This window comes from Gordonia aurantiaca, from assembly GCF_039939235.1.
Classification (GTDB): Bacteria; Actinomycetota; Actinomycetes; order Mycobacteriales; family Mycobacteriaceae; genus Gordonia.
Genome location: NZ_JBDUUF010000010.1, coordinates 66885 through 87135 on the forward strand (window position 1 = coordinate 66885; position 20251 = coordinate 87135).

The following is a 20251-nucleotide window of genomic DNA, read 5'->3' on the forward strand; positions in this document are numbered from 1 at the left end:
GGCGCGGGTGCGTGTCAGGTCGCGTTGCGCTCGTCTTCCAGGGCGTCGCGCACCATCTCCAGGGTGTCCGCGTCGTCGATGAAGTCTCCCGGACGGGCGCCCTCGGACAGCAGTTGTCGCCACACCTTCGCGTCGAACACCACCGGTTCGTGTCGGTTGATGAAGTCGATGACCACCCGGCAGAACCGCTCCGGATCGTCGTGGAACGGGAAGTGTCCTGAGCCGGAGAAGGTCTCGAGTTCCGAATGCGGCATCGCGGAGTGTGCGAGCTCGGCGTGGTGGTAGGGGATGACGATGTCGTCGTCCCCCCAGACCAGCAGCACCGGCAGATGGGACGTGAGATAACAGCGGTCGAGCATGGTGACCGACTGACCGCGCCAGTCGACTACCGCGCGCAGGGTGCGCAGGAAGGCGGCGAAGGCGGTCGGGTCGGCGAGTCCGGCGAGGACCCGTGTCAGGTCCTCGTGGTCCGCGAGCAGACGTCTGGGCATCCACGCCGCCGGCACCCCGGGGGGTGTCGGCGCCGCGGCGAGCAGCCTGGCACCGAGTTTGAGTCCGGGGAGCACGCCGGGCACACGCAGCGCCGAGAGGGCCTGGTTGACGACCGGCAGCGAGATCAGGCGCAGCGCTGCGTTCACCTCACGCGTGACGCCGCCCGCGGCGACGAGGACGAGCCGTTCGACGAACCGCGGGAACTGGTAGCAGAACTGCATCGCCACACCGCCACCGAGCGAGTGACCGACGACGGTGACCTTGCTGTGGCCGAGGACGACGAGCAGGTCGCGCATGCCGTTCGCGAACGCCGGCACCGAGTAGTCGGCGCGCGGTTTGTCGGATTCACCGTGGCCGAGCAGGTCCGGTGCGATGACCGTGTAGTGCTGGGCGAGGATCGGGATGACCTCGTCCCAGGTCGACGAGTTGTCGCCGATGCCGTGGATCAGCAGCAGTGCCGGGCCACTGCCGGCGATGCGGTAGGCGCGACGGTAGCCGTGGATCGTGCGGTACTCGATGCGCACGTCGTTGTCGGAGACCGGGCGCAGCGCCGGGTTCTTCGACGGAGCGGGGGCCTTGGACGGCACTGTGCTTCCCCCTTCGCTCGGGTGTACGGCAGGTCAAGGTGAAGTAAACCGCAACTCGCGGGACTTCGCCTGCCGGCCGTCGGTCCCAACGTCGACCCGGGTGGCCGGCGAGTGATGCCTTGGTGACGACTCGTCGGCCGCGCCCTTCCGGATCGGGTCACAGTGGACGTCGAGAACTACGCTTGCCCTGATGAATCCGTTCGACGTCGAGTCCTTCGTGGCCACCGGTGGGCTGGTCGCCCTGTGCGTGCTGGTCTTCGTCGAGACCGGCCTGCTCGTCGGCGTCGTCTTCCCCGGGGACTCGCTGTTGTTCACCGCGGGTGTGCTCGCGGCGCAACCGGACCCGTTCGCGCCGCTGTGGCTGCTGTGTGTCCTGGTCCCGTCGGCGGCGATCGCGGGCGATCAGTGCGGCTACCTCATCGGACGCCGGCTCGGGCGCAGGGTGGTCGAGGGGCGGATGATGCAGCGGGTCGGGCCCGGGTACGTGGCCCGGACGCATGCCTTTTCGAACGCTTCGGCCCGCTGACGGTGTTCTTCGGCAGATTCATCGGGATCGTGCGCACGATGACCCCGCTGATCGCCGGATTCAGCGGTATGTCGCACCGGGTGTTCACGTTCTTCAGCGTGCTGGGCAGCTTCGCGTGGGCCGCCGGGCTCATCGCGCTCGGTCACCTGCTCGGCAACGTGCCGGTCATCCGGGACAACATCGAACTCTTCATCGTCGCCTCGGTGCTCACCGTCGCGGTACCGATGGCCGTGCACCTGGCGCGGCGCCGGTGGTCGGGGCGGCGGCCGGCCCCGCCGAACGCCTAGCCGCCGTAGAACGGCTCCTCACGGGGGATGTCGGGGCCCGAGAAGTCGTCGGCGATGGTCGCCGCGAGCTCGACGAAGGAGCGGCGCGTCGACTTCGACATCAGGTCGAGGTCCACGTCCGCGCCCTCGGCGAGATGGTCGTCGAACGGGATCTTGTGCACTGCACGGCATCTCGTCAGGAAGTGCTGCGCGAGCTGGTCGGTGTCGATAGTCGAGGAGCCGGGCCGCGACGAGCTGAGCACCACGACGGCCCGCGACGCCAGATGGCCGAAGCCGTGAGCCTCGAGCCAGTCGAGGGTTGCGCCGGCGCTGCGCGCACCGTCGAGGGCCGGGGAGCTCACCAGGATGATCGTATTGGCAAGTGCGAGAACGCCGTTCATTGCCGAGTGACTCAACCCGGTACCGCAGTCGGTGATGATGATGTTGTAGAAGCGCTGGAGGATCGTGATGACTCCGCGGTACTCCTCCTCGTTGAACGCCTCGGCCATCGCCGGATCACGTTCGGAGGCGAGGACCTCCAGGCGGCTCGGCGCCTGCGAGGTGTGCGCGCGAACATCCGAGTAGCGGTACACGTTCTGGTCGGCGAGCAGGTCGCGGACCGTCGAACGCGTCTGCTGCGGGACACGTTGGGCGAGCGTGCCGAGGTCGGGGTTGGCGTCGACGGCGATGACACGATCTCCGCGCACCGACGCGAAGGTCGAGCCGAGGCCGACGGTGGTCGTCGTCTTGCCGACACCGCCCTTGAGGGACAGCACCGCGATCCGGTAGTCGCCGCGCACGGGTCGGTTCACCCGCTCGAGCAGCTGCTGATAGGCGAGATCGCTCTGCGATTCACCGGGGTTGATGGCGCCGGCCGAGAGCGTGTGCACCGCGCGACGCCAGCCGCGGCTCGGCGCACGCCGAGCCTTGCGGATGAGTGCGACCTCGTCCAGCGACGGCCCGTTCTGGGGTCCGTATACGGGCATCTGCTGCCCCGGATACGCGGGCGCGGGACCGCCCGGCGTGAACTGTGTCGGTGGGGCCTGGGTTGGTGGGACCTGGGTTGGTGGGATCTGGATCGGTGTGACCTGGTTCTGGACCGCCGGGCGTTGCGGTGCGGCGGTGGGCGTGGTGGCCTCGGGTCCCTGAGGCTGCGGGCCATGGTCGGGCGGGGCCGGGAACGCGGGAGCCGGGCCCGTCGGTGCGTGCGGCCCATGCGGGCCGACTTCGGGCGGCGGGGGCGGGAAGGCGCCGGGGACCGGCGGCATCTGCGGTCCCTGGGCGCCGGCCGGGAATCCCGGTGTCCCCGGGGTCGGGGGCACCGGCCCCGGTTGGGGCCAGGGGTGCTGGCCGGGCGCGGGGATCCGGTCCTGGTGTGGCCCGGCGCCGGTGGCCGACGGCATCGGGCCGTCGGTGAACCAGGCGGGAAGCTCGTCGCCTCCGGTCGCGGGGAGGTGCTCGTCCGCCGGGGCCTGCGAGGACTGCGGCGCCGGCGGGACCGGGGCGCCGGGGGCGGGGACGGACGGCGGGATCGGCGGGGCCGGCGGCGCGCCCTGTTCGGGCGTCGCGTGCGGTGGCGGGAACTGCAGCCAGGGCGGCGGCGCGGGCGCGTCGGGAGCTGCGCCGTCGGGCGTCGTCGGGTTTTCGTGCGTCATCACCGATTCCTCTGGTCGTGCGGCCGGGCCGACCCGTCGATCGTGTTCATCGATCGTGATCTGCGGACTGCGAGATCACCGGCAACATGCGACGATCGAAGGGATCGATCCGCGGTGCGACGACCTGTCACACCCTGACCAACTCCGGCAGCGTCGAGCGGGAGTCTACCGAAGGGTAGGAGGGGCTTCCGGACGAGATCCCACACACGCGTGACCGGCGATCGTCCGACATGCCGGATCGGGCGTGTGGTGGCGTTGATGGTGGTATGGCAGGATCGGGCATTCGAACCCAGGTGCGTGGCGGGGCGGCGCCGCGGCGGTGACGAGATCACGGCCACGGCGATCCGGTACCTGAGGCGATATCCGTCGAACAGGAATTCGATGGAACCGGAAGGGCCCCCGCCTGCGTCTAATTCGGCGTGAAGGGGGGTTCGACTTCGATGAGCTACATCGACGACGCATCGGCGCATCTCGACGATGCGCGTGACGGTGACGATCCGTGGACGCCGCTGCATCAGTACTCGCACGCGCGTTCGCGCACGGGCGCACTGGCCGTCCGGACCACCGCGCAGGGACTGCCGGTGGCCGTCCGCATCGACCCCGCCGAACTCCGCAAGCATCCCGATGTCCTGGCCGCGGACATCCTCCGCTTGTGCCGACAGGCCGCGATGTCGGCGGGAATCCGCTTGCGCGAGAACCTCATCGCCGCCGGCGTCGACCGCGATGTGATCTCCACGCTGCGACTCCCGCGTCCCGATGATCTGGCGGCCGAGGAAGAGCGCGCCGACTCCGAGGCCGACGAGATGACGTCGTGGTTGCGCCGATGAGCTGGGGGATGGACGAACTCGAGGCACGCGCGCAGCGTCAACTCGACGGGCTGCGCTCCTTCGAGGAGAAGCTGACGGCGATCTCGGTGCGCGTCACGTCGCCGGACGGTCTGGTCACCGCCGAGGTCGACGCCAAGGGCGCGCTCGTCGACCTCCGGCTGGAACACGGGGCCAACGACCTCGGGGCCGAGCGGCTCGGCGAACAGGTCGTGGCCACGGCAGCGCTGGCCGCGCAGAAGGTCTATGCACGCATTGCGGCCGTGACCGAGGAATTCAACGAGTCGTTCGGCGACCTGCTCGCCGCGCGGCCTGCAGGGCAATGACATGACCGAGCTCGTGGCCGACGGCCCGACGAGAACCGATCGTACAAGGGGGTTGTGATGGACCACGTGAAGGTGACACCCGAAGCGCTCGAGGGCTTCGCCGCGACCAACGCCGCGATGGCGACCGCGATCGGCACCGCCGGATCGATCGACGCCGCCGCCAACACCGCGGCCATGGTCCCGGTGTTCGGCCTGATCGGCCAGGAGTTCCTCGCCGCCTTCATCGTCGCGCAGGCCAACCACCTCATGTCCGTCGGACAACTGGCGGCCGTGCATGCCGCGACGGCGTCGACCACCCTGCAGAGCCTGGCCGAGTTCGAGGCCGGTGACGCGGGCAGCGCGGCGGTCTTCCGGGCGGTTCGGTGACCCCACCGCCGCCGATGCCGGGGCAGCCCCTGCCCGGCGTTCCCGACGTGCCCGCCCTCACCCACATGACGGTGCAGGAGATGATCGAGGCCACCCCGCTCGGTCCGATCCTCGATCGGATGGTCGCCGATGTCCTTGCAGGACTGGGGATTCCGCCACTGCCGGTGTTGCCGGCGCTGCCCCCGATGCCGGGTCTCCCGCCCATCCAGCCGCCGAACCTCGACATGTTCATCAAGCCGATGACCGACCTCCTCGGCGGTTTCGGCACCGGCGACCTCAGCGGCGCCGGATTTGACCCCACGATCATCTTCGAGAGCCTCACCAAGGTGCTCGAGACCGCGATGTCGATGGGGCAGGGTGCGCTCAAGCTCGCCGACCAGTTGTGGGTGGGCGACACCGCGACGGCCGCGGCCGTCAAGACCACGGAGGCCGGGGCGAACAGCACCGCGCTGGCCGCCCAGGGATCAGGCATCTCCACCGACACCAAGACCGCCGCCGCGATCGTCGCCAAGGGATTGGCGATGGTGCAGGCGATCATCGCCGAGACGGTCGCCAAGATCTCGACGTGCATCCCGGTGATCATGGGTCCGATGATCGGTGGCGGCCTCGCACTGGCGGCCACGTTCGCATCCGAGGGGCTGGCGAAGGCCACCGCTGCGGTCGCGGTGACCCGCGCCGAACTCCTCGCACCCACGACCGCGATGACCGTCAACGGTGCGCCCGTCGCAGTCACCGGCGCTCCGACCGGCGTCGCCGGGCAATCGCCGTTCTCACTGGCCAGCTCCGTCCTCGACACCGTCTCGCCGGCGGTCAACACCGCGATGGAACTGCCGAGTTCGCTCGTGCAGCCGATCAGCAAGATGCTCAACGTCACCGAACCCGGGTCCGCGATCGCCGGCGGCGGGGGTGCGCCGCTGTCGGCTGCATCCGCCTCGAAGTCCAGGGCAGGCTCCGGTGGCGGCGGAGGCGGTGGCGGCGGTGGCGGCGGTGGAGGCATCGGCGGAGTCATGACACCGCTGGGTGCCGCGCGCCCGACGGTCCCCACCGGCGTACCCATGGCCGAACCGGGCCTGGGTGCGGCCTCGGGCGCGCGACCGGCCGGGATGACGCCCGCCGCGATGCCCATGGGCGGCGCCCCGATGGGTGCGGCCGGTGCGGGTGCCCGCGGGGCCGGCGGAGGGGAGGGGCAGCACACCGTGCCCGACTACCTGGTGACCGAGGACAACGGGCGCGCGGTGGTCGGTGAGGACCCGCAGGTCGCGCCCGCGGTGATCGGGCACGACGAGACCGCCGATGCCGACACGGGCCCGGAACCGTACATCGAACTGCGTCTCGACACACCGTCACCGTCCGGCTCGAAACGAATCGAGGAAGCATGAGCAACACTCACCTCCGCGTCCAGCCCGCCGAACTCGCCGCGGCTGCAGGAGAACTCGACAAGATCGCGGACCGACTCGAGCTCGCGCTCGCCGGCGCCCGGGACTCGCTGTCCGTTCCCGCGCAGGGGCGGGACGAGGTCTCCGTCGCCGCTGCCGCGAGCTTCACCACGGTGGCGGAGAAGTTCGGCCAGGACACCGCGTCCGGGGTTCTCGAACTGCGCAAGATCGCCGCCACCTTGCGCGCCCAGGCCTCCGGTCTGATCGACACCGACGCCGAGGCTGCGTCGGCCTTCAAGGTGCAGCTCTGACCGACCGCTCGACGACCCCGACGGTCGACCCCGAGCCCACGTTCACCCGCGACCCGGCCGAAGGGAGGGACCCATGACCGGCACGCATGTACCGGGCACCGGATTCACCGGTGTCGACTGGGATCTGCGGTCCAGCGAGCAGCTGGCCACCGACCTGGGGACGGGTCCCGGTCCCGCCCCGCTGGCCGAGGCGGGACTCGCGTGGGCGCGGCTGGCCACCGAGATCGGCGAGGCCGGTGTCGAGTACGCGGCGGTGCTGGCCAGGCTGGGTCTGCACTGGCGGGCCGCCCACACCAGCACGGTTTTCGACCGGCTCACCCAGTTGGTGCCATGGTTCGCCGAGACCGCGTCCGAGGCCGCCGAGAACTCCGCGCGCGCCGAGGCCCAGGCCGCGGCGACGACCGTCGCTCGACTGAACATGCCCGATCTCGCCGAGGTCGACGTCGTCGAGCGGCTACACGAGATCGCCGCCGGCGCAACCGCGGTCGCCCCGATCATGGCGGGTGCGGCGGCGGAGGCCGAACGCGCCGTGGTCCAGCAGCGCATGCGTGCCGCCCGGGTCATGCAGGCCTACGAGAACGCCACCGAACCGGTCGGGAAGCCCTGGCCCTCGTCGCGGAGGGCGCCCGAACTCGTCTCGGGGCAGGCACTCGCCGCCGAGAAGGCGGCGGCCGCGCGCGCAGCGGCACCGCGGCCCGTCGCCGCCCCGCACATGCCCGTCGTCCCACCGCTGATCGGTGGGGTCGGCGGCGGCGCCGCGTACACGCCGCCCATCGAGAAGATCCGGCTCGCACCGACCGTCGCGGCGGGTGCGACCCCGCAGGCGGTTGCATCGGCGACGTCTGCCGCGGGCGCGACTACGTCGGCGGGTGCCGGGATGCCGCCGCCGATCGCACCCGGTGTCGCGGCCGCAGCAGGCGACCGCGGGGCCTCGGCCCGATCGGTGTCGGTCGAGTCCGGTGCGGCCGTCGACGACATTCCCGAGTCGCGCGCGACCGAACACCTCGACGGTCCGGTCTCCTGGGCCGATGTCGAGGCAGCGGACAAGCCTGTCGTCCACCATGTCTCGGATTCGGCGCCGCGGACCGTCGACCCGCGTTACCTGGAGGAACGGTTCCTCCTCGGAAACCCGGGGGATCGCCCATGATGCCGACCATCAACGACGCACCGGTCGTCCTCGGTGTGAGCGAACTGCGCGGCCTCGGTGAGCGTTTCGGGGTGCAGACGTGGCCGGTCGTCCTGGATCCGACCCTCCGGTCCGATCGGGCGGATGACGCCGTGGAACCGGCGACCGTCGCCTCGGAACTGATCGACCACGACGAACCGGTCCCGTGGCTCGCGACGGTTCTGAGGGTGCTGTCCAAGCCCGACCGCGAGATCGAGATGCGTTCCTTCGCGCAGAACGGGATCCGCCGGGTCTGCTTGGCGCGCAGGGGATATGAGCATGTGCTGGCGGAGCGGAATGGCGATCGGGTCGCGCTCACGGTCCTCGAATCCGCCGACCTCGACACCGTCGCCGGCACCATCCGCGCACGGTTCGAGGACGTGCCGGCATGTGAGTTCACGGCGTTTTCCGCGCCCACCGACGAACTCGTCGATCGACTCGGTGAGTGCCGCACGAGCACCGAGATCACCGACGCGCTCTTCACCCTCGGCGCACCCTTCGCCGACGCCGCGGTCGCCGGGGCCGCGCTGGCGTCGTGCCGGGTGCGCACCGAGATCGTCGCGACCTCCGACGAGGACGGACGATTCGCACAATCTTCTGGGGCCGTAGCAGTTTTCGACACCGCAAGGGGGCGGGTCGTGTCGAGTCCCAGCAAGTCTCCGGACGGTCGGGTGTGGACCACCCTCTCCCCGGGATCGGGTCATCGGATCACGCAGGCCGTGCGTCTGCTCGTCGAGACCCTCCCGACAGGGACGTGGTCGACGTGATCGGCGTCGGGGGGATCCCGCAGGCGGTGCAGCCGCGGGAGGCAACTGTCAGGGGAATTCGTGTCACGGATCCCGCACCAGACATCGCCATCGATGTCGTTACACACCAGGAGGATTCATCGTGGAGGGACAATCTTTGCTGAACTTGCCGGGGGCGAATGACGTCCTCGGGTCGTCTGCGAGCGGCGTGGGCGGGGACGGCAGCTACCGGATCGAGACCGTCGAGGCGAAGTCGGCGGTGTCCTCGATCAAGGGCCTCGTGGCGGACATGCAGGCGGCCGTCGATCGGATCGCGCGGGCCACGGACAACTCGACGGCGTCGAAGCAGGATGCCGACGGCAAGTGGGTCCTGGCGCTGCTCAACGCGCACGGGGACTGGAACGGCGACGCCGTGCGGATGAATCAGCTGCTCGACGAGATCAGGAACGCGCTCGGCTTCAACTTCAACGACCGCGAGGACGCGGACGCGGTCGCCGGCAACGCGTTCGGCTCTGCCCCCGGCGCCGGCACCCTCGCCTGACCCGTACCACTCGAGAAAAGGACCACCACATGTCAGCAATCGCCGTCAATCACGCGGTCATCGCCCAGCTCAGCGGGGAGTTGCGGAGCGCCTTCGAGGAGCTCGAGCGTCTGAACACCCAGCTGAAGAATCAGGTCGACGCACTGAACACCACGATCTGGCAGGGTCAGGACCCGGCCAAGGACGCCTTCTACCGGGCTCACGAGTCCTTCAACCAGATCTTCCAGAAGAACCATTACGCGCTCGAGGCGCTGAACGGCGGCGTGCTCAACGTCAGCCGCGCCTTCAACGACGCGGAGGAAGCCGGCCGACGCGCCTTCGGGAGCATCGGCTGACCGATCCCGGAAGGGGACTCTGCCCGCCCACCGCAGGTGCGCGGGCCGGGTCCCCTTTTTCATGTCCGCTTTTTCATGTCCGCACTGTGCGCCGAGGCCGATCCGCCACGCCGGGCCGAACCGCCCCAAGACGGTTCCCCGGTGCGCTAGCGTCGGCATCGGAGAGTCTGGGGTGACCGGGGTCTCGAGTGCACACGCGACGAGGAGGTAGCAGTGACATCTGCGAGGGCGGTCGGAGAACACCGGGACACCTTCACCCGGAACTCGGGCTTCATCTTCGCCGCGATCGGGTCCGCGGTCGGACTCGGGAACATCTGGAGGTTCCCCGGCGTCGCGTACGAGAGCGGCGGCGGTGCGTTCCTCATCCCGTACCTGATCGCGCTGCTGACCGCGGGCATTCCGATCCTGTTCCTGGATTACGCGGTGGGACACCGTTTTCGGGGTACCGCGCCGCTGTCCTTCCGGCGGATCAAGAAGCCCGTCGAGGCGCTGGGATGGTTCCAGACCGGGCTGCTGTTCGTCATCGGCGTCTACTACGCAGCGGTCATCGCCTGGGCGCTGAGCTACTTCTTCTTCTCGTTCAAGCAGAGCTGGGGCGACGACACCGCGACCTTCTTCACCGAGGACTACCTGCAGGCCGGCGAGCCCGGGGTGTCCACGACGCTGGTCGGCGGGGTCGCGATCCCGCTCATCGTGGTGTGGCTGGCCGTGCTCGTCGTGCTCGCCCTCGGCGTCGCGAAGGGCATCGAGAAGGTCAACGTCGTGTTCATCCCGCTGCTGGCCGTGGCATTCGTCGCGCTGGTCATCCGGGCGGTCACGCTGCCCGGCGCCGCAGAGGGGCTGAACGCCCTGTTCACCCCGCACTGGGACGCGCTGACAGACCTCGACGTCTGGATCGCCGCCTACAGCCAGATCTTCTTCTCGCTCTCGATCGCGTTCGGCATCATGATCGCCTACGCCTCGTTTCAGCGACGCAAGGCCAACATGACCAGTTCCGGACTGGTGGTGGCGTTCGCCAACTCGTCCTTCGAGATCCTCGCCGGCATCGGCGTGTTCTCCGCGCTCGGCTTCTTCGCCTACCAGCAGCAGATCGCCGTCGGCGATCTCGAGGGTCTCACCGGCCCGTCGCTCTCGTTCATCACGTTCCCCGCGGTCATCTCCGAGATGCCCGGATCCGCCTTCTTCGGCGCGCTGTTCTTCGGGTGCCTGGTCATCGCGGGCTTCACCTCGTTGATCTCGCTGATGATCGGTGTCTCGGCCTCGATCCAGGACAAATGGGGGCTGTCGCGCAGAACTGCGGCGGTGAGCGTGTCCCTCGTGTGCGGCATCATCTCGATCGCCCTGTTCTCCACGACCTCGGGGCTGTTCACCCTCGACACCGTCGACAACTACGCGAACAACATCGGCGTCGTCACCTCGGCCATCCTGATGACGGTCATCCTCATCTGGGTCCTGCGGCGCGGTGAGATGCTGCGGCACCACCTGAATGCCGTGTCGACGTTCAAGGTCGGCCGGATCTGGCTCTTCCTCGTCGGCGTCGTGGCCCCGGTCTTCCTGACCATCATGCTGGTACAGCGGGCCCACTCGGTGATCGTCAACGGCTACGAGGGCTACCCGACCTGGTACACCACCGTGTTCGGGTGGGGCAGCGTCCTTTTGATCCTGGTGGTGGCGGTGCTGCTCACCCTGCCGTCGTGGAAGGGCCGCGACGATCCCGATTTCCTGCCGTGGCCGCCACTGCCCGAGAAGGTGCGCGGCTCCGGCCCGCATCCGCGAAAGGAGACCGTCCGATGAGCGCGACCGCGATCGTCATGCTCCTCGTCTCCATCGGCATCGTGTGGGGAGGGCTCATCGCGAGCATCATCTTCCTGCGCCTGCGTCCCGAGGTCGGGGATCTGATCGAGGACCCCGACCTGGTGCGCGAGGACGAGGAGCGGGCGGCCCAGCCGCACCCGTTCCGGGATACCTAGAGCGCGGCCTGACCTGCGGCGGACCGCCGTTTCGGCAGGTCCGTGCACCTGACCATGGGATCTGCGGGCGTGGTCGGATAGCCTGGATCGAACGCATTCCGCGCCACACGTCCGTGGCGCCCGACGCGAACGACAAGGGGATCAGATGACCACTGCTCAGGACGAGCTGAAGGCCGACAGCCGCAACGGGATCGACTACAAGGTGGCCGATTTGTCCCTGGCGGACTTCGGCCGCAAGGAGATCGAGCTCGCCGAGCACGAGATGCCCGGACTCATGGCGCTGCGTCGTGAGTACGCAGATGTGTTGCCGCTCAAGGGTGCTCGGATCTCGGGCTCGCTGCACATGACCGTGCAGACCGCGGTCCTCATCGAGACGCTCGTCGCTCTCGGTGCCGAGGTGCGCTGGGCGTCGTGCAACATCTTCTCGACCCAGGATCACGCGGCCGCGGCCGTCGTCGTGGGTCCGCACGGCACCCCGGACGAGCCGAAGGGCGTGCCGGTGTTCGCATGGAAGGGCGAGACCCTCGAGGAGTACTGGTGGGCCGCCGAGCAGATGCTCACCTGGCCCGACGCCGACAAGCCCGCCAACATGATCCTCGATGACGGCGGTGACGCGACCATGCTCGTGCTGCGCGGCGCGCAGTTCGAGAAGGCCGGGGTCGTCCCGCCCGCCGAGGACGATCACCCCGCCGAGTACAAGGTCTTCCTCGACCTGCTGCGCAAGCGTTTCGAGACCGACAAGAACAAGTGGACGAAGATCGCCGAGTCGGTCCAGGGTGTCACCGAGGAGACCACCACCGGCGTGTTGCGCCTGTACCAGTTCGCCGCCGCCGGCGAGCTCGTCTTCCCGGCGATCAACGTCAACGACTCGGTCACCAAGTCCAAGTTCGACAACAAGTACGGCACCCGCCACTCGCTCATCGACGGCATCAACCGTGGCACCGATGTCCTCATCGGCGGCAAGAAGGTGCTGATCTGCGGCTACGGTGACGTCGGCAAGGGCTGCGCGGAGTCGCTGGCCGGCCAGGGCGCCCGCGTCCAGGTCACCGAGATCGACCCGATCAACGCGCTGCAGGCCCTGATGGACGGTTACGACGTCGTCACCGTCGAGGACGCCATCGGCGACGCCGATATCGTCATCACGGCGACCGGCAATCTCGGCATCATCACCATCGACCACATGCGCAAGATGAAGCACCAGGCGATCCTGGGCAACATCGGCCACTTCGACAACGAGATCGACATGGCCGGCCTCGAACGTTCGGGCGCCAAGCGCATCAACGTCAAGCCGCAGGTCGACCAGTGGATCTTCGAGGACGGCAAGTCGATCATCGTGCTGAGCGAGGGCCGTCTGCTCAACCTCGGCAACGCGACCGGCCACCCGTCGTTCGTGATGAGCAACAGCTTCTCGAACCAGGTCATCGCGCAGATCGAGCTGTGGACCAAGAACGACGAGTACGACAACGAGGTCTACCGCCTGCCGAAGCACCTCGACGAGAAGGTCGCCCGCATCCACGTGGAGGCCCTCGGCGGCAAGCTGACCAAGCTCACCAAGGAGCAGGCCGAGTACATCGGCGTCGATGTGGAGGGTCCGTACAAGCCGGAGCACTACCGCTACTGAGCCGAGCCGAATGGTCCGCACACCCACCCTTCATGGACAGAATCCTCCACCCCGAGAGGCGGAGGATTCCGTCCGGAAGCGGTGGGTGTGCGGCGTTTTCAGGCCCCGGTTCTCAGACCCCGGTTCTCAGGCACCGATGTCGGGTTCGGCGTCGGGGCAGTAGATCCATGAACCGCGCTCCTTGAGGAAGCGCTCCTTCGACAGCTCGGGGGCGGTCCGGCGGTCGCCCTTCTCCAGGTGTGCGACCACCTCGGCCTGGGCGACGTTGCCGTCGAAGATCGTCTCGCGGAATCCGTCGATGACGATGTTGCCGGTCTCCGGCCCCGGCGGCGCCGAGATGCGTTCGCGGGACTGCGTGCACACCGAGGCGCGCATCTGCTCGATGTTCCGCGCGTTGCGGGCGTTGATGTAGTTGAGCATCGCGGCTCGGATCTGCCCGACCGCGATGTACTCGGAGGCCCCGGATTCGGTCGGTCCGCCGCCGGTCGTCGGGCTCGGCGTCGTGCTCGACCCGTCTTCCGGCACGGTCTTCGACGACGTGCTGGACCCGGACGCCACCGCCGCGTCGCCCGACCCCGACGAGTTCACCGCCGAGAGCGTCGCGGTCAGCGCGATGAGCGCGACGACCACGACCCCGCCGACGACCCATCCGACGATCGCGCCGGTATTGCGGCGCGGGGGAGGCGGACCGTAGGGGCCCGGATGCCCGCCCACACCCCCACCGGGGCCGCCGGGGCCCGGGCCGTACGTCCCGGGCGGCGTCGGGTAGGGACCTGCGCCGTACGGGCCGGAGCCCTGCGGGTTCTGTGGCGGGGGGTTCTGTGGCGGAGACGGTCGGGCCTGCTGCGGGGGCATCGCCGGGTACGCCGGAGTCGGCGTCATCGGTCGCGGGGGCACCTGCCCGGGCGGGAAACCCCCGGGAGTCGGCTGCCCGGCGTACGGGCCTGCCGGGCGTGGCCCCGTCGGGCCGGGTCCGGGGCCGTAAGGTGGTGGAAACGTCATGTGGCCCCCTCCGCAATCATTGACCCAGGCTATCGAAGGGAATCCGCGGCGGCAGCGCGCGGGCACCGGCGTGCCGATCGTTCACATGACCCGGCGTCACCCGTACTGGGGACCGTTCCCGGGGCCATCGTCCCCTGCGCCGCGACGAGATCGACGCCATGCTCAGCGGACGAGTCGCTCGGCCAGTGCGTCGATGTCCTCGCCGTCGTAGAGGTGCCACGGTGAGGTCCAGCCGATCTCCGCGAGACGCCGGTACACCGCGTCGACGCGCAGTTGCAGTTCGCTGTCGCGTTCGTAGGCGTCGCGGGCCCTGCTCGCGTCCGTCTCCGCACGGGAGCGCGCACGTTGCATCGCGACCTCGGCCGGCACCCCGAGCAGCACGTGGCGGTCGGGGACCGGCAGGCCGAAGCGTCCGTACTCGAGGTCGCGCACCCAGCGGACCACCTCGCCGTCGACGTCCTGTTCGAGACGCGCCGCGTTGTAGGCGGCGTTCGACGCGACGTAGCGGTCCAGGACCACGATGTCGTTGGCCTCCCGCGCGGCGACGATCTCGCCGGCGGCGTCGGCGCGGTCGAGGGCGAACAGCAGGGCCATCGCGTAGACGCTATCACGCAGGTCCCCGTGCGCGCCGTGCAGCGCCTCGGACGCGATGTCGGCGGTCGCGGACCGTCCGTAGCGCGGGAACGTGAACGTCGCCACGCCGAGCCCGGAGGCGGTCCACCGGTCCACCAGACCGGTGACCAACGTGTTCTTACCTGCACCGTCGAGGCCCTCGACGGCAATCAACTGACCCACCCGGGGGAGTCTAGGGCGTGCGACGGAATGGGCCAGAACGTCCGGTCCGGCGCGTCGATGACGACGCTTTCATCACGATGGTGTCACCATTGAATGCATGAAGCCTCGCATCCTGGTCGTCGACGACGACGCCGCACTCGCCGAGATGCTGACGATTGTGTTGCGCGGCGAGGGTTTCGAACCCTTCGTGGTCGGCGACGGAACGCAGGCGCTGACCGCGGTGAGGGAGATCCGGCCCGACCTCGTGCTGCTCGACCTCATGCTCCCCGGCATGAACGGCATCGACGTCTGCCGGGTCCTTCGCGCCGACTCCGGCGTGCCGATCGTCATGCTGACCGCGAAGTCCGACACCGTCGACGTCGTCCTCGGCCTGGAATCGGGGGCCGACGACTACATGGTCAAGCCCTTCAAGCCGAAGGAACTCGTCGCGCGTATCCGCGCCCGGCTGCGCCGCACCGACGAGGAACCGGCCGAGCTGCTGTCCATCGGTCCGGTGGAGATCGACGTGCCGGCCCACAAGGTCACCCGCGACGGTGTGCCCATCTCGCTGACCCCGCTGGAGTTCGACCTCCTGGTGGCCCTGGCCCGCAAGCCGCGCCAGGTCTTCACCCGCGACGTCCTGCTCGAACAGGTCTGGGGTTACCGGCACCCGGCCGACACTAGACTCGTGAACGTGCATGTCCAGCGGCTACGCGCCAAGGTCGAGAAAGACCCGGAGAATCCCGAGGTCGTGCTGACGGTGAGGGGGGTCGGCTACAAGGCCGGCCCGCCGTGATCGGTCGTTCCAGACGGCGGGTCAACAGCACCTTCGGGCGCATCACCCGTGCTGCCGGCGCTGTCGGAGGTGCCTTCGGGCATCTCTGGCGGCGCTCGTTGCAGTTGCGGGTCGTCGCCTCGACGCTGCTGTTGTCGGTCGTCGTGCTGCTCATCCTCGGTTTCGTACTGATCTCGCAGATCACCGACCGGCTCCTGGACGTCAAGCTCGCCGCGGCCACCGAGGAGATCGAACGCGCGCGGACCTCCGTCGAGCGCGACCTGTCCAGCGGTGCGGGCAACATGTCGGTGCAGAACCGCCTGCGCCAGACCCGGTCGCTGCTCACCGACCGTGACGCCGACACCGGCCAGTCGTCGGGCACCGTGGGCGCCTTCGACACCGTGCTGCTGGTGCCGGGTACCGAGGGCGGCACGTCCAGCGGGGTCGGCCCGACCGCGGAGATCCCGCAGAACCTGCGGGACATGGTCCGCGGCGGCCAGGTCGCCTACCAGTACACCCGGGTCCCCGACGGGTCGGGCGGCCAGGCGCCGGCCCTGATCGTCGGCACCCCGACGAACGCGTCGGTGCCGGGTCTCGAGCTGTACCTGGTCTTCCCGCTCACCGCCGAGCAGAACACCGTCGACCTGGTGCGCGGCACCCTGCTCACCGGCAGCGTCGTGTTGCTGGGTCTGCTCGCCGCAATCGCCTGGATCATCTCCCGGCAGGTGGTCATACCCGTGCGGTCGGCGTCGCGCATCGCCGTGCGCTTCGCCGACGGCCGTCTCAAGGAGCGCATGCCGGTCCGCGGCGAGGACGACATGGCCCGCCTGGCGATGTCGTTCAACGACATGGCGGAGAGCCTGTCCAAGCAGATCACCCACCTCGAGGAGTTCGGCTCGCTGCAGCGTCAGTTCACCTCCGATGTGAGCCACGAGCTGCGGACGCCGCTGACCACGGTCCGCATGGCCTCCGACGTGCTCTACGAGGGCCGTGACGAACTCGATCCGGTGCGCAAGCGGTCGGTGGAGCTGCTGGACAAGGAGCTCGACCGTTTCGAGACGCTGCTCAACGAGCTGCTCGAGATCTCCCGTCACGACGCCGGCATGGCCGAACTCGCCGCCGAGCGCATGGACATGGCGATCCCGATCGACGCCGCGCTCGACACCGTCCGGCATCTCGCCGAGGAGACGGGCACCGAACTCATCCTCGACCTGCCCGCCGAGCCCGTGATGGCCGAGATCGACCCGCGCCGCGTCGAACGCATCCTGCGCAACCTCCTCGCCAACGCGATCGACCACGGAGAACGGAAACCCGTGACACTCACGATGCGCTCCGACGGCGACGCCGTCGCGATCACCGTGCGCGACCAGGGCATCGGTCTGCGGCCCGGTGAAGAGAAGTTGGTGTTCAACCGGTTCTGGCGATCGGATCCGTCCCGGTTCCGCCGCTCGGGCGGCACCGGTCTCGGTCTGGCCATCAGCATCGAGGACGCCCGCCTGCACCAGGGCCGGCTCGAGGCGTGGGGTGAACCCGGCAAGGGCGCCTGCTTCCGGCTGACGCTGCCGCTGGTCCGCGGCCACAAGGTGCTCGGGTCGCCGTTGCCGCTGAAGCCGGTCGGCTCGACGCCGCGGTCGAAGTCGGCGCGCACCCAGAACGGCGCGGAGGGCGTGCGGCCGCAGGACGCCGCCGAGTCGCCGGCCCCGGTCCCGCAGGCCGCGGCCCAGGCCACCGTCGAGACGACCACGCCGGAACGGCCGAACGCGGAAGCGGACGACGAATGAGCGGCATGGGCACAACGGACCGCGCCCGCGGGGGTGTCCGGCGATCGGTGGCCGCGGTGGCGACGATGCTCGCGGCGCTGCTGGTGATCGCCGGCTGCGGATCCATCCCCGACGACTCGTCCCCGCAGCCGATCAAGTCCTTCCAGCGCGAGGGCGCCACCAACGCCGCCCCGGTCCCGCAGGCCGACATGGATCCCGAGGCGCTCGTCCGGGCGTTCCTGAAGTCGACCGTCGACCCGGACTCCGGGCACGATGCCGCCCGGGCATTCCTGACCCCGGTCGCGTCCCAGCAGTGGGACGACCGCGGTGACGCCCTGATCCTCGACGAGATCAGCATCTTCGTCGACCAGCGCGACGAGGACTCGGTGCGGTTGCGCCTGATCGGCGACAACGTCGGCACCCTGAAGTCCGACGGGCAGTTGCTGCCGGCGTCGGGTCGCGTGGAGACCTCGATCAGCCTGACCCGCCAGGGCGACCAGTGGCGCATCGACGGGCCGCTGCCGAACGGCACGATGATCGACCGCGACCAGTTCGACATCACCTACCGGCCGGTGTCGCTGTACTTCAGCGACCGCACCGGCCGCCACCTCGTGCCCGATCCGCGCTGGTTCTACGCCGGGCAGGCGACCGATCCGACAGTCCTCGTCAACCGGCTCGTCGCGGGTCCGGCCGCGGACCTCGCCGCTGCGGTCGACAGCGGATTCCCCGCGGGGGCGACGCTGCGCGTCCCGGTCGTCGGTCTGACCGGGGGAGGGGTGCGGATCGATCTCAGCGGGATCGGCAACGCCTCCAACCGCGACCGCACGGTGCTCGCGGCGCAGATCGTGTGGACCCTCGACGGCGCGGACATCTCCGGCCCCTACGTCATCGACGCCGACGGCGCGCCGCTCGCCGCCGAGCGCGCGTCGGGCTGGCAGCCCGCAGACGTCCGTTCGTTCGACCCCAACGCGGTGCCGTCCACCGACGTCGGCCTGAACATCGTCACCGGTGGTGCACTGCGGGCGGTCACCGACACCGCGGCGGTCCCCGTCCGCGGGCCCCTCGGGACGTCGCGCGACGTGCGGTCGGCCAGCATCTCCGAGAATGGCGCCCGGGTGGCCGCGGTGCGTGCGGTGGGGTCCGGCCGACGGCTCGAATGCGTCATCGGCGACTACGGCGGCGACGTCGGACCGATCGTCGAGGGCTCGTCGATCACCCGTCCGTCCTTCGGCGCCGACGAGAACACCGTCTGGGTCGTCGTCGACGGTCGCCCGGTGCAGTGGCAGCGCGACGACGACGGCACCCAGACCGTGCCGGTGGAGGTCTCGTCGATCCCGACCGTGGCGCGTGGAGCGATCACCGAGATGCAGATCGCCCCCGACGGTGTCCGGGCGGCGCTCGTCGTCGGCGGCCAGGTGGTTTTCGCGGTGCTGTCGACCAACGCGGAGGGGAGAGTGTCGCTGACCAGCCCGCGCATCGCCACATACAACATCGGCAATCGCGCGGTGTCGCTCGACTGGGCGTCGCCGACGACCCTGGTGATCGCGCGCGAGGCCCCCGAGTCGCCGGTCGTCCAGTTGTCCATCGACGGCACCCCCGCCGTCGGCCTGCTGAGCGGCAACGTGTCGCCGCCCGTGCGGGCCGTCGTCGCCAACTCGTCGACGATCTATCTCGGCGACCAGCGCGGCGTGCTCCGTCTCGGCAGCGACAACGGACAGCCCGACCAGTACTGGACCGAGGTCGAGCCGGCGATGATCCCCGGCGCGATCCCCGTCCTGCCGTAGTCCGACCGGGATCGACGGGCCTTCGGTCCGACGGACTCATGCCGCCGCGATGACGACGACGGCCACCACGTCGACACCCGCCCGACGCAGGACCCGCACCGATTCGGCGGCGGTCGCGCCGGTGGTCATCACGTCGTCGACGAGTACCGCCGTGATCGGCTGTGCCAGAGGACGTCTCGATCCACGTAGCCGGATCGCCCCGGCGAGGTTGCGCGCCCGCGCCCGCGCGTCGAGTCCGGCCGAGTCGCGTGCCGTCGTGGCCGTCACCAGGATCGGCGCGGCGCACACCCGCGGTCCCAGGGCCGCCGCGGCGTGCTCGGCGAACGCCGTCACGCGGTCGCCGCCGCGTCGCCGGGCGCTGAGACGCCGTGTGGGAGCGGGGATCAGGGTCAGGCCCGGCACGTCCGGGAGCTCACCCCAGCGGGCCAGGACGCGGATGCCGTGCGCCAGCGCCGTACCCATCGGCGAGATCAGATCACGACGATCATGCTCCTTGACGGCGAGCACGGCCTGGCGGTGCACGCCCCGGTAGCGGCCCAGCGCCCAGACCGGCGCACCGGGAAACACTCGCGGCCGCACCGAGATCGGTGCATCGTGCAACCATCTGTCGCAGCGCGGGCACCACGGGGTTCCGGGGCGGCCGCACCCGCCGCACACCAGCGGGAACACCAGGTCCGCGCCCGCGCGCGACACCCGGAGCCCCCACGCGAGAGAACGCGATCGGGACATGCGCGCACCGTAGACGGGCCACGGCCCGGCGAGTGCCGTACGGCGAGCGCTGTGGACGGTTCGGCGCACCGATCCCCAGCCGGGCGGGACCTTGTGTTCATCCGGTCGGAGCATTCCTGCCCGACTTGTCCCGACCCGTGCCACGCCCGTGGGCGAAAACGTGGCCGAGACCCGAAGTTGAGGCTACGGTCGTGGGTACAACGGGTTGCCGGAAGACGACCACGAAGGTCTGGAGTCCGCGGCGGCCGTTCTTCGGGAGGTGATGCCCCTGTCGGTGAGTGTCAGCTGTCAGCTGGCATGGACACATCCTCGGTGCCGAG

The 20251-nt window shown here is 69.8% G+C and carries 20 protein-coding genes and 1 pseudogene; 16 read left to right on the forward strand and 5 right to left on the reverse strand.

Annotation, left to right across the window (positions count from 1 at the left end):
• Nucleotides 1-14: 14 nt before the first annotated feature.
• The gene (locus ABFT43_RS18245) at nt 15-1079 is read right to left on the reverse strand and encodes an alpha/beta fold hydrolase (RefSeq protein ID WP_347961712.1); all 1065 of its coding nucleotides are present in this window, start codon (nt 1077-1079) and stop codon (nt 15-17) included.
• A 190-nt stretch (nt 1080-1269) separates the two neighbouring features.
• Here ABFT43_RS18245 and ABFT43_RS18250 point away from each other — a divergent pair.
• Nucleotides 1270-1871: pseudogene (locus tag ABFT43_RS18250) on the forward strand (DedA family protein); the annotation flags it as partial.
• Nucleotides 1872-1888: 17 nt separating this feature from the next.
• On the opposite strand, the gene ABFT43_RS18255 reads toward ABFT43_RS18250, so the two are convergent.
• Nucleotides 1889-3526 carry a MinD/ParA family ATP-binding protein gene (locus tag ABFT43_RS18255; protein WP_347961713.1) on the reverse strand — a complete coding sequence of 546 codons (1638 nt, stop codon included), beginning with the start codon at nt 3524-3526 and terminating at the stop codon, nt 1889-1891.
• A gap of 440 nt (nt 3527-3966) precedes the next feature.
• Between ABFT43_RS18255 and ABFT43_RS18260 the strand changes: the two genes are divergently transcribed.
• The 12 genes from ABFT43_RS18260 (at nt 3967) to ahcY (ending at nt 13107) form a co-directional block, all read left to right on the forward strand.
• Nucleotides 3967-4353 (forward strand): hypothetical protein, encoded by a 387-nt coding sequence (locus ABFT43_RS18260; protein ID WP_347961714.1) that lies wholly within the window; start codon nt 3967-3969, stop codon nt 4351-4353.
• 8 nt (nt 4354-4361) lie between these two features.
• The gene (locus ABFT43_RS18265; protein ID WP_347961811.1) at nt 4362-4676 is read left to right on the forward strand and encodes a YbaB/EbfC family nucleoid-associated protein; all 315 of its coding nucleotides are present in this window, start codon (nt 4362-4364) and stop codon (nt 4674-4676) included.
• Between the two features lie 57 nt (nt 4677-4733).
• On the forward strand, nt 4734-5042 hold the full coding sequence (locus ABFT43_RS18270; RefSeq protein ID WP_347961715.1) for a type VII secretion target: 309 nt from the start codon (nt 4734-4736) through the stop codon (nt 5040-5042).
• Nucleotides 5039-6421 carry a hypothetical protein gene (locus ABFT43_RS18275; protein WP_347961716.1) on the forward strand — a complete coding sequence of 461 codons (1383 nt, stop codon included), beginning with the start codon at nt 5039-5041 and terminating at the stop codon, nt 6419-6421. The genes ABFT43_RS18270 and ABFT43_RS18275 overlap by 4 nt, the downstream gene beginning before the upstream one ends.
• Nucleotides 6418-6729 (forward strand): PE family protein, encoded by a 312-nt coding sequence (locus tag ABFT43_RS18280; protein WP_347961717.1) that lies wholly within the window; start codon nt 6418-6420, stop codon nt 6727-6729. Before ABFT43_RS18275 ends, ABFT43_RS18280 begins: the two co-directional genes overlap by 4 nt.
• 73 nt (nt 6730-6802) lie before the next feature.
• The gene (locus ABFT43_RS18285) at nt 6803-7876 is read left to right on the forward strand and encodes a PPE domain-containing protein (protein ID WP_347961718.1); all 1074 of its coding nucleotides are present in this window, start codon (nt 6803-6805) and stop codon (nt 7874-7876) included.
• The gene (locus ABFT43_RS18290; protein ID WP_347961719.1) at nt 7873-8661 is read left to right on the forward strand and encodes an ESX secretion-associated protein EspG; all 789 of its coding nucleotides are present in this window, start codon (nt 7873-7875) and stop codon (nt 8659-8661) included. The genes ABFT43_RS18285 and ABFT43_RS18290 overlap by 4 nt, the downstream gene beginning before the upstream one ends.
• Before the next feature lie 121 nt (nt 8662-8782).
• A complete protein-coding gene (locus ABFT43_RS18295) occupies nt 8783-9181 on the forward strand; it encodes a hypothetical protein (RefSeq protein ID WP_347961720.1) in 399 nt (132 codons plus the stop codon).
• 29 nt (nt 9182-9210) lie between these two features.
• Complete coding sequence (locus tag ABFT43_RS18300) at nt 9211-9516, forward strand: WXG100 family type VII secretion target (protein ID WP_347961721.1); 306 nt, start codon at nt 9211-9213, stop codon at nt 9514-9516.
• A gap of 213 nt (nt 9517-9729) precedes the next feature.
• Nucleotides 9730-11310 (forward strand): sodium-dependent transporter, encoded by a 1581-nt coding sequence (locus tag ABFT43_RS18305; RefSeq protein WP_347961722.1) that lies wholly within the window; start codon nt 9730-9732, stop codon nt 11308-11310.
• The gene (locus tag ABFT43_RS18310; protein ID WP_347961723.1) at nt 11307-11486 is read left to right on the forward strand and encodes a methionine/alanine import family NSS transporter small subunit; all 180 of its coding nucleotides are present in this window, start codon (nt 11307-11309) and stop codon (nt 11484-11486) included. Before ABFT43_RS18305 ends, ABFT43_RS18310 begins: the two co-directional genes overlap by 4 nt.
• A 145-nt stretch (nt 11487-11631) precedes the next feature.
• Complete coding sequence (gene ahcY, locus ABFT43_RS18315) at nt 11632-13107, forward strand: adenosylhomocysteinase (RefSeq protein WP_347961724.1); 1476 nt, start codon at nt 11632-11634, stop codon at nt 13105-13107.
• A 126-nt stretch (nt 13108-13233) separates the two neighbouring features.
• Here ahcY and ABFT43_RS18320 read toward each other — a convergent pair whose 3' ends face one another.
• Together ABFT43_RS18320 and ABFT43_RS18325 are read right to left on the reverse strand one after the other, a co-directional pair.
• The gene (locus tag ABFT43_RS18320; RefSeq protein ID WP_347961725.1) at nt 13234-13989 is read right to left on the reverse strand and encodes a hypothetical protein; all 756 of its coding nucleotides are present in this window, start codon (nt 13987-13989) and stop codon (nt 13234-13236) included.
• Nucleotides 13990-14271: 282 nt separating this feature from the next.
• The gene (locus ABFT43_RS18325) at nt 14272-14904 is read right to left on the reverse strand and encodes a dTMP kinase (RefSeq protein ID WP_347961726.1); all 633 of its coding nucleotides are present in this window, start codon (nt 14902-14904) and stop codon (nt 14272-14274) included.
• A gap of 97 nt (nt 14905-15001) precedes the next feature.
• Here ABFT43_RS18325 and mtrA point away from each other — a divergent pair, with 97 nt between their 5' ends.
• From mtrA to lpqB, 3 genes are read left to right on the forward strand one after another with little or no spacing between them, the layout of a single operon-like run.
• Complete coding sequence (mtrA, locus tag ABFT43_RS18330) at nt 15002-15679, forward strand: MtrAB system response regulator MtrA (RefSeq protein WP_006899673.1); 678 nt, start codon at nt 15002-15004, stop codon at nt 15677-15679.
• A complete protein-coding gene (gene mtrB / locus ABFT43_RS18335) occupies nt 15676-17439 on the forward strand; it encodes an MtrAB system histidine kinase MtrB (RefSeq protein WP_347961727.1) in 1764 nt (587 codons plus the stop codon). Before mtrA ends, mtrB begins: the two co-directional genes overlap by 4 nt.
• Nucleotides 17440-17444: 5 nt before the next feature.
• Nucleotides 17445-19202: an MtrAB system accessory lipoprotein LpqB gene (lpqB, locus tag ABFT43_RS18340; protein ID WP_457590180.1), complete on the forward strand. Its 1758-nt coding sequence runs from the start codon at nt 17445-17447 to the stop codon at nt 19200-19202.
• Nucleotides 19203-19238: 36 nt separating this feature from the next.
• Here the strand turns inward: lpqB and ABFT43_RS18345 are convergent, their stop codons facing one another.
• The gene (locus ABFT43_RS18345; protein ID WP_347961728.1) at nt 19239-19931 is read right to left on the reverse strand and encodes a ComF family protein; all 693 of its coding nucleotides are present in this window, start codon (nt 19929-19931) and stop codon (nt 19239-19241) included.
• Nucleotides 19932-20251: the final 320 nt, after the last annotated feature.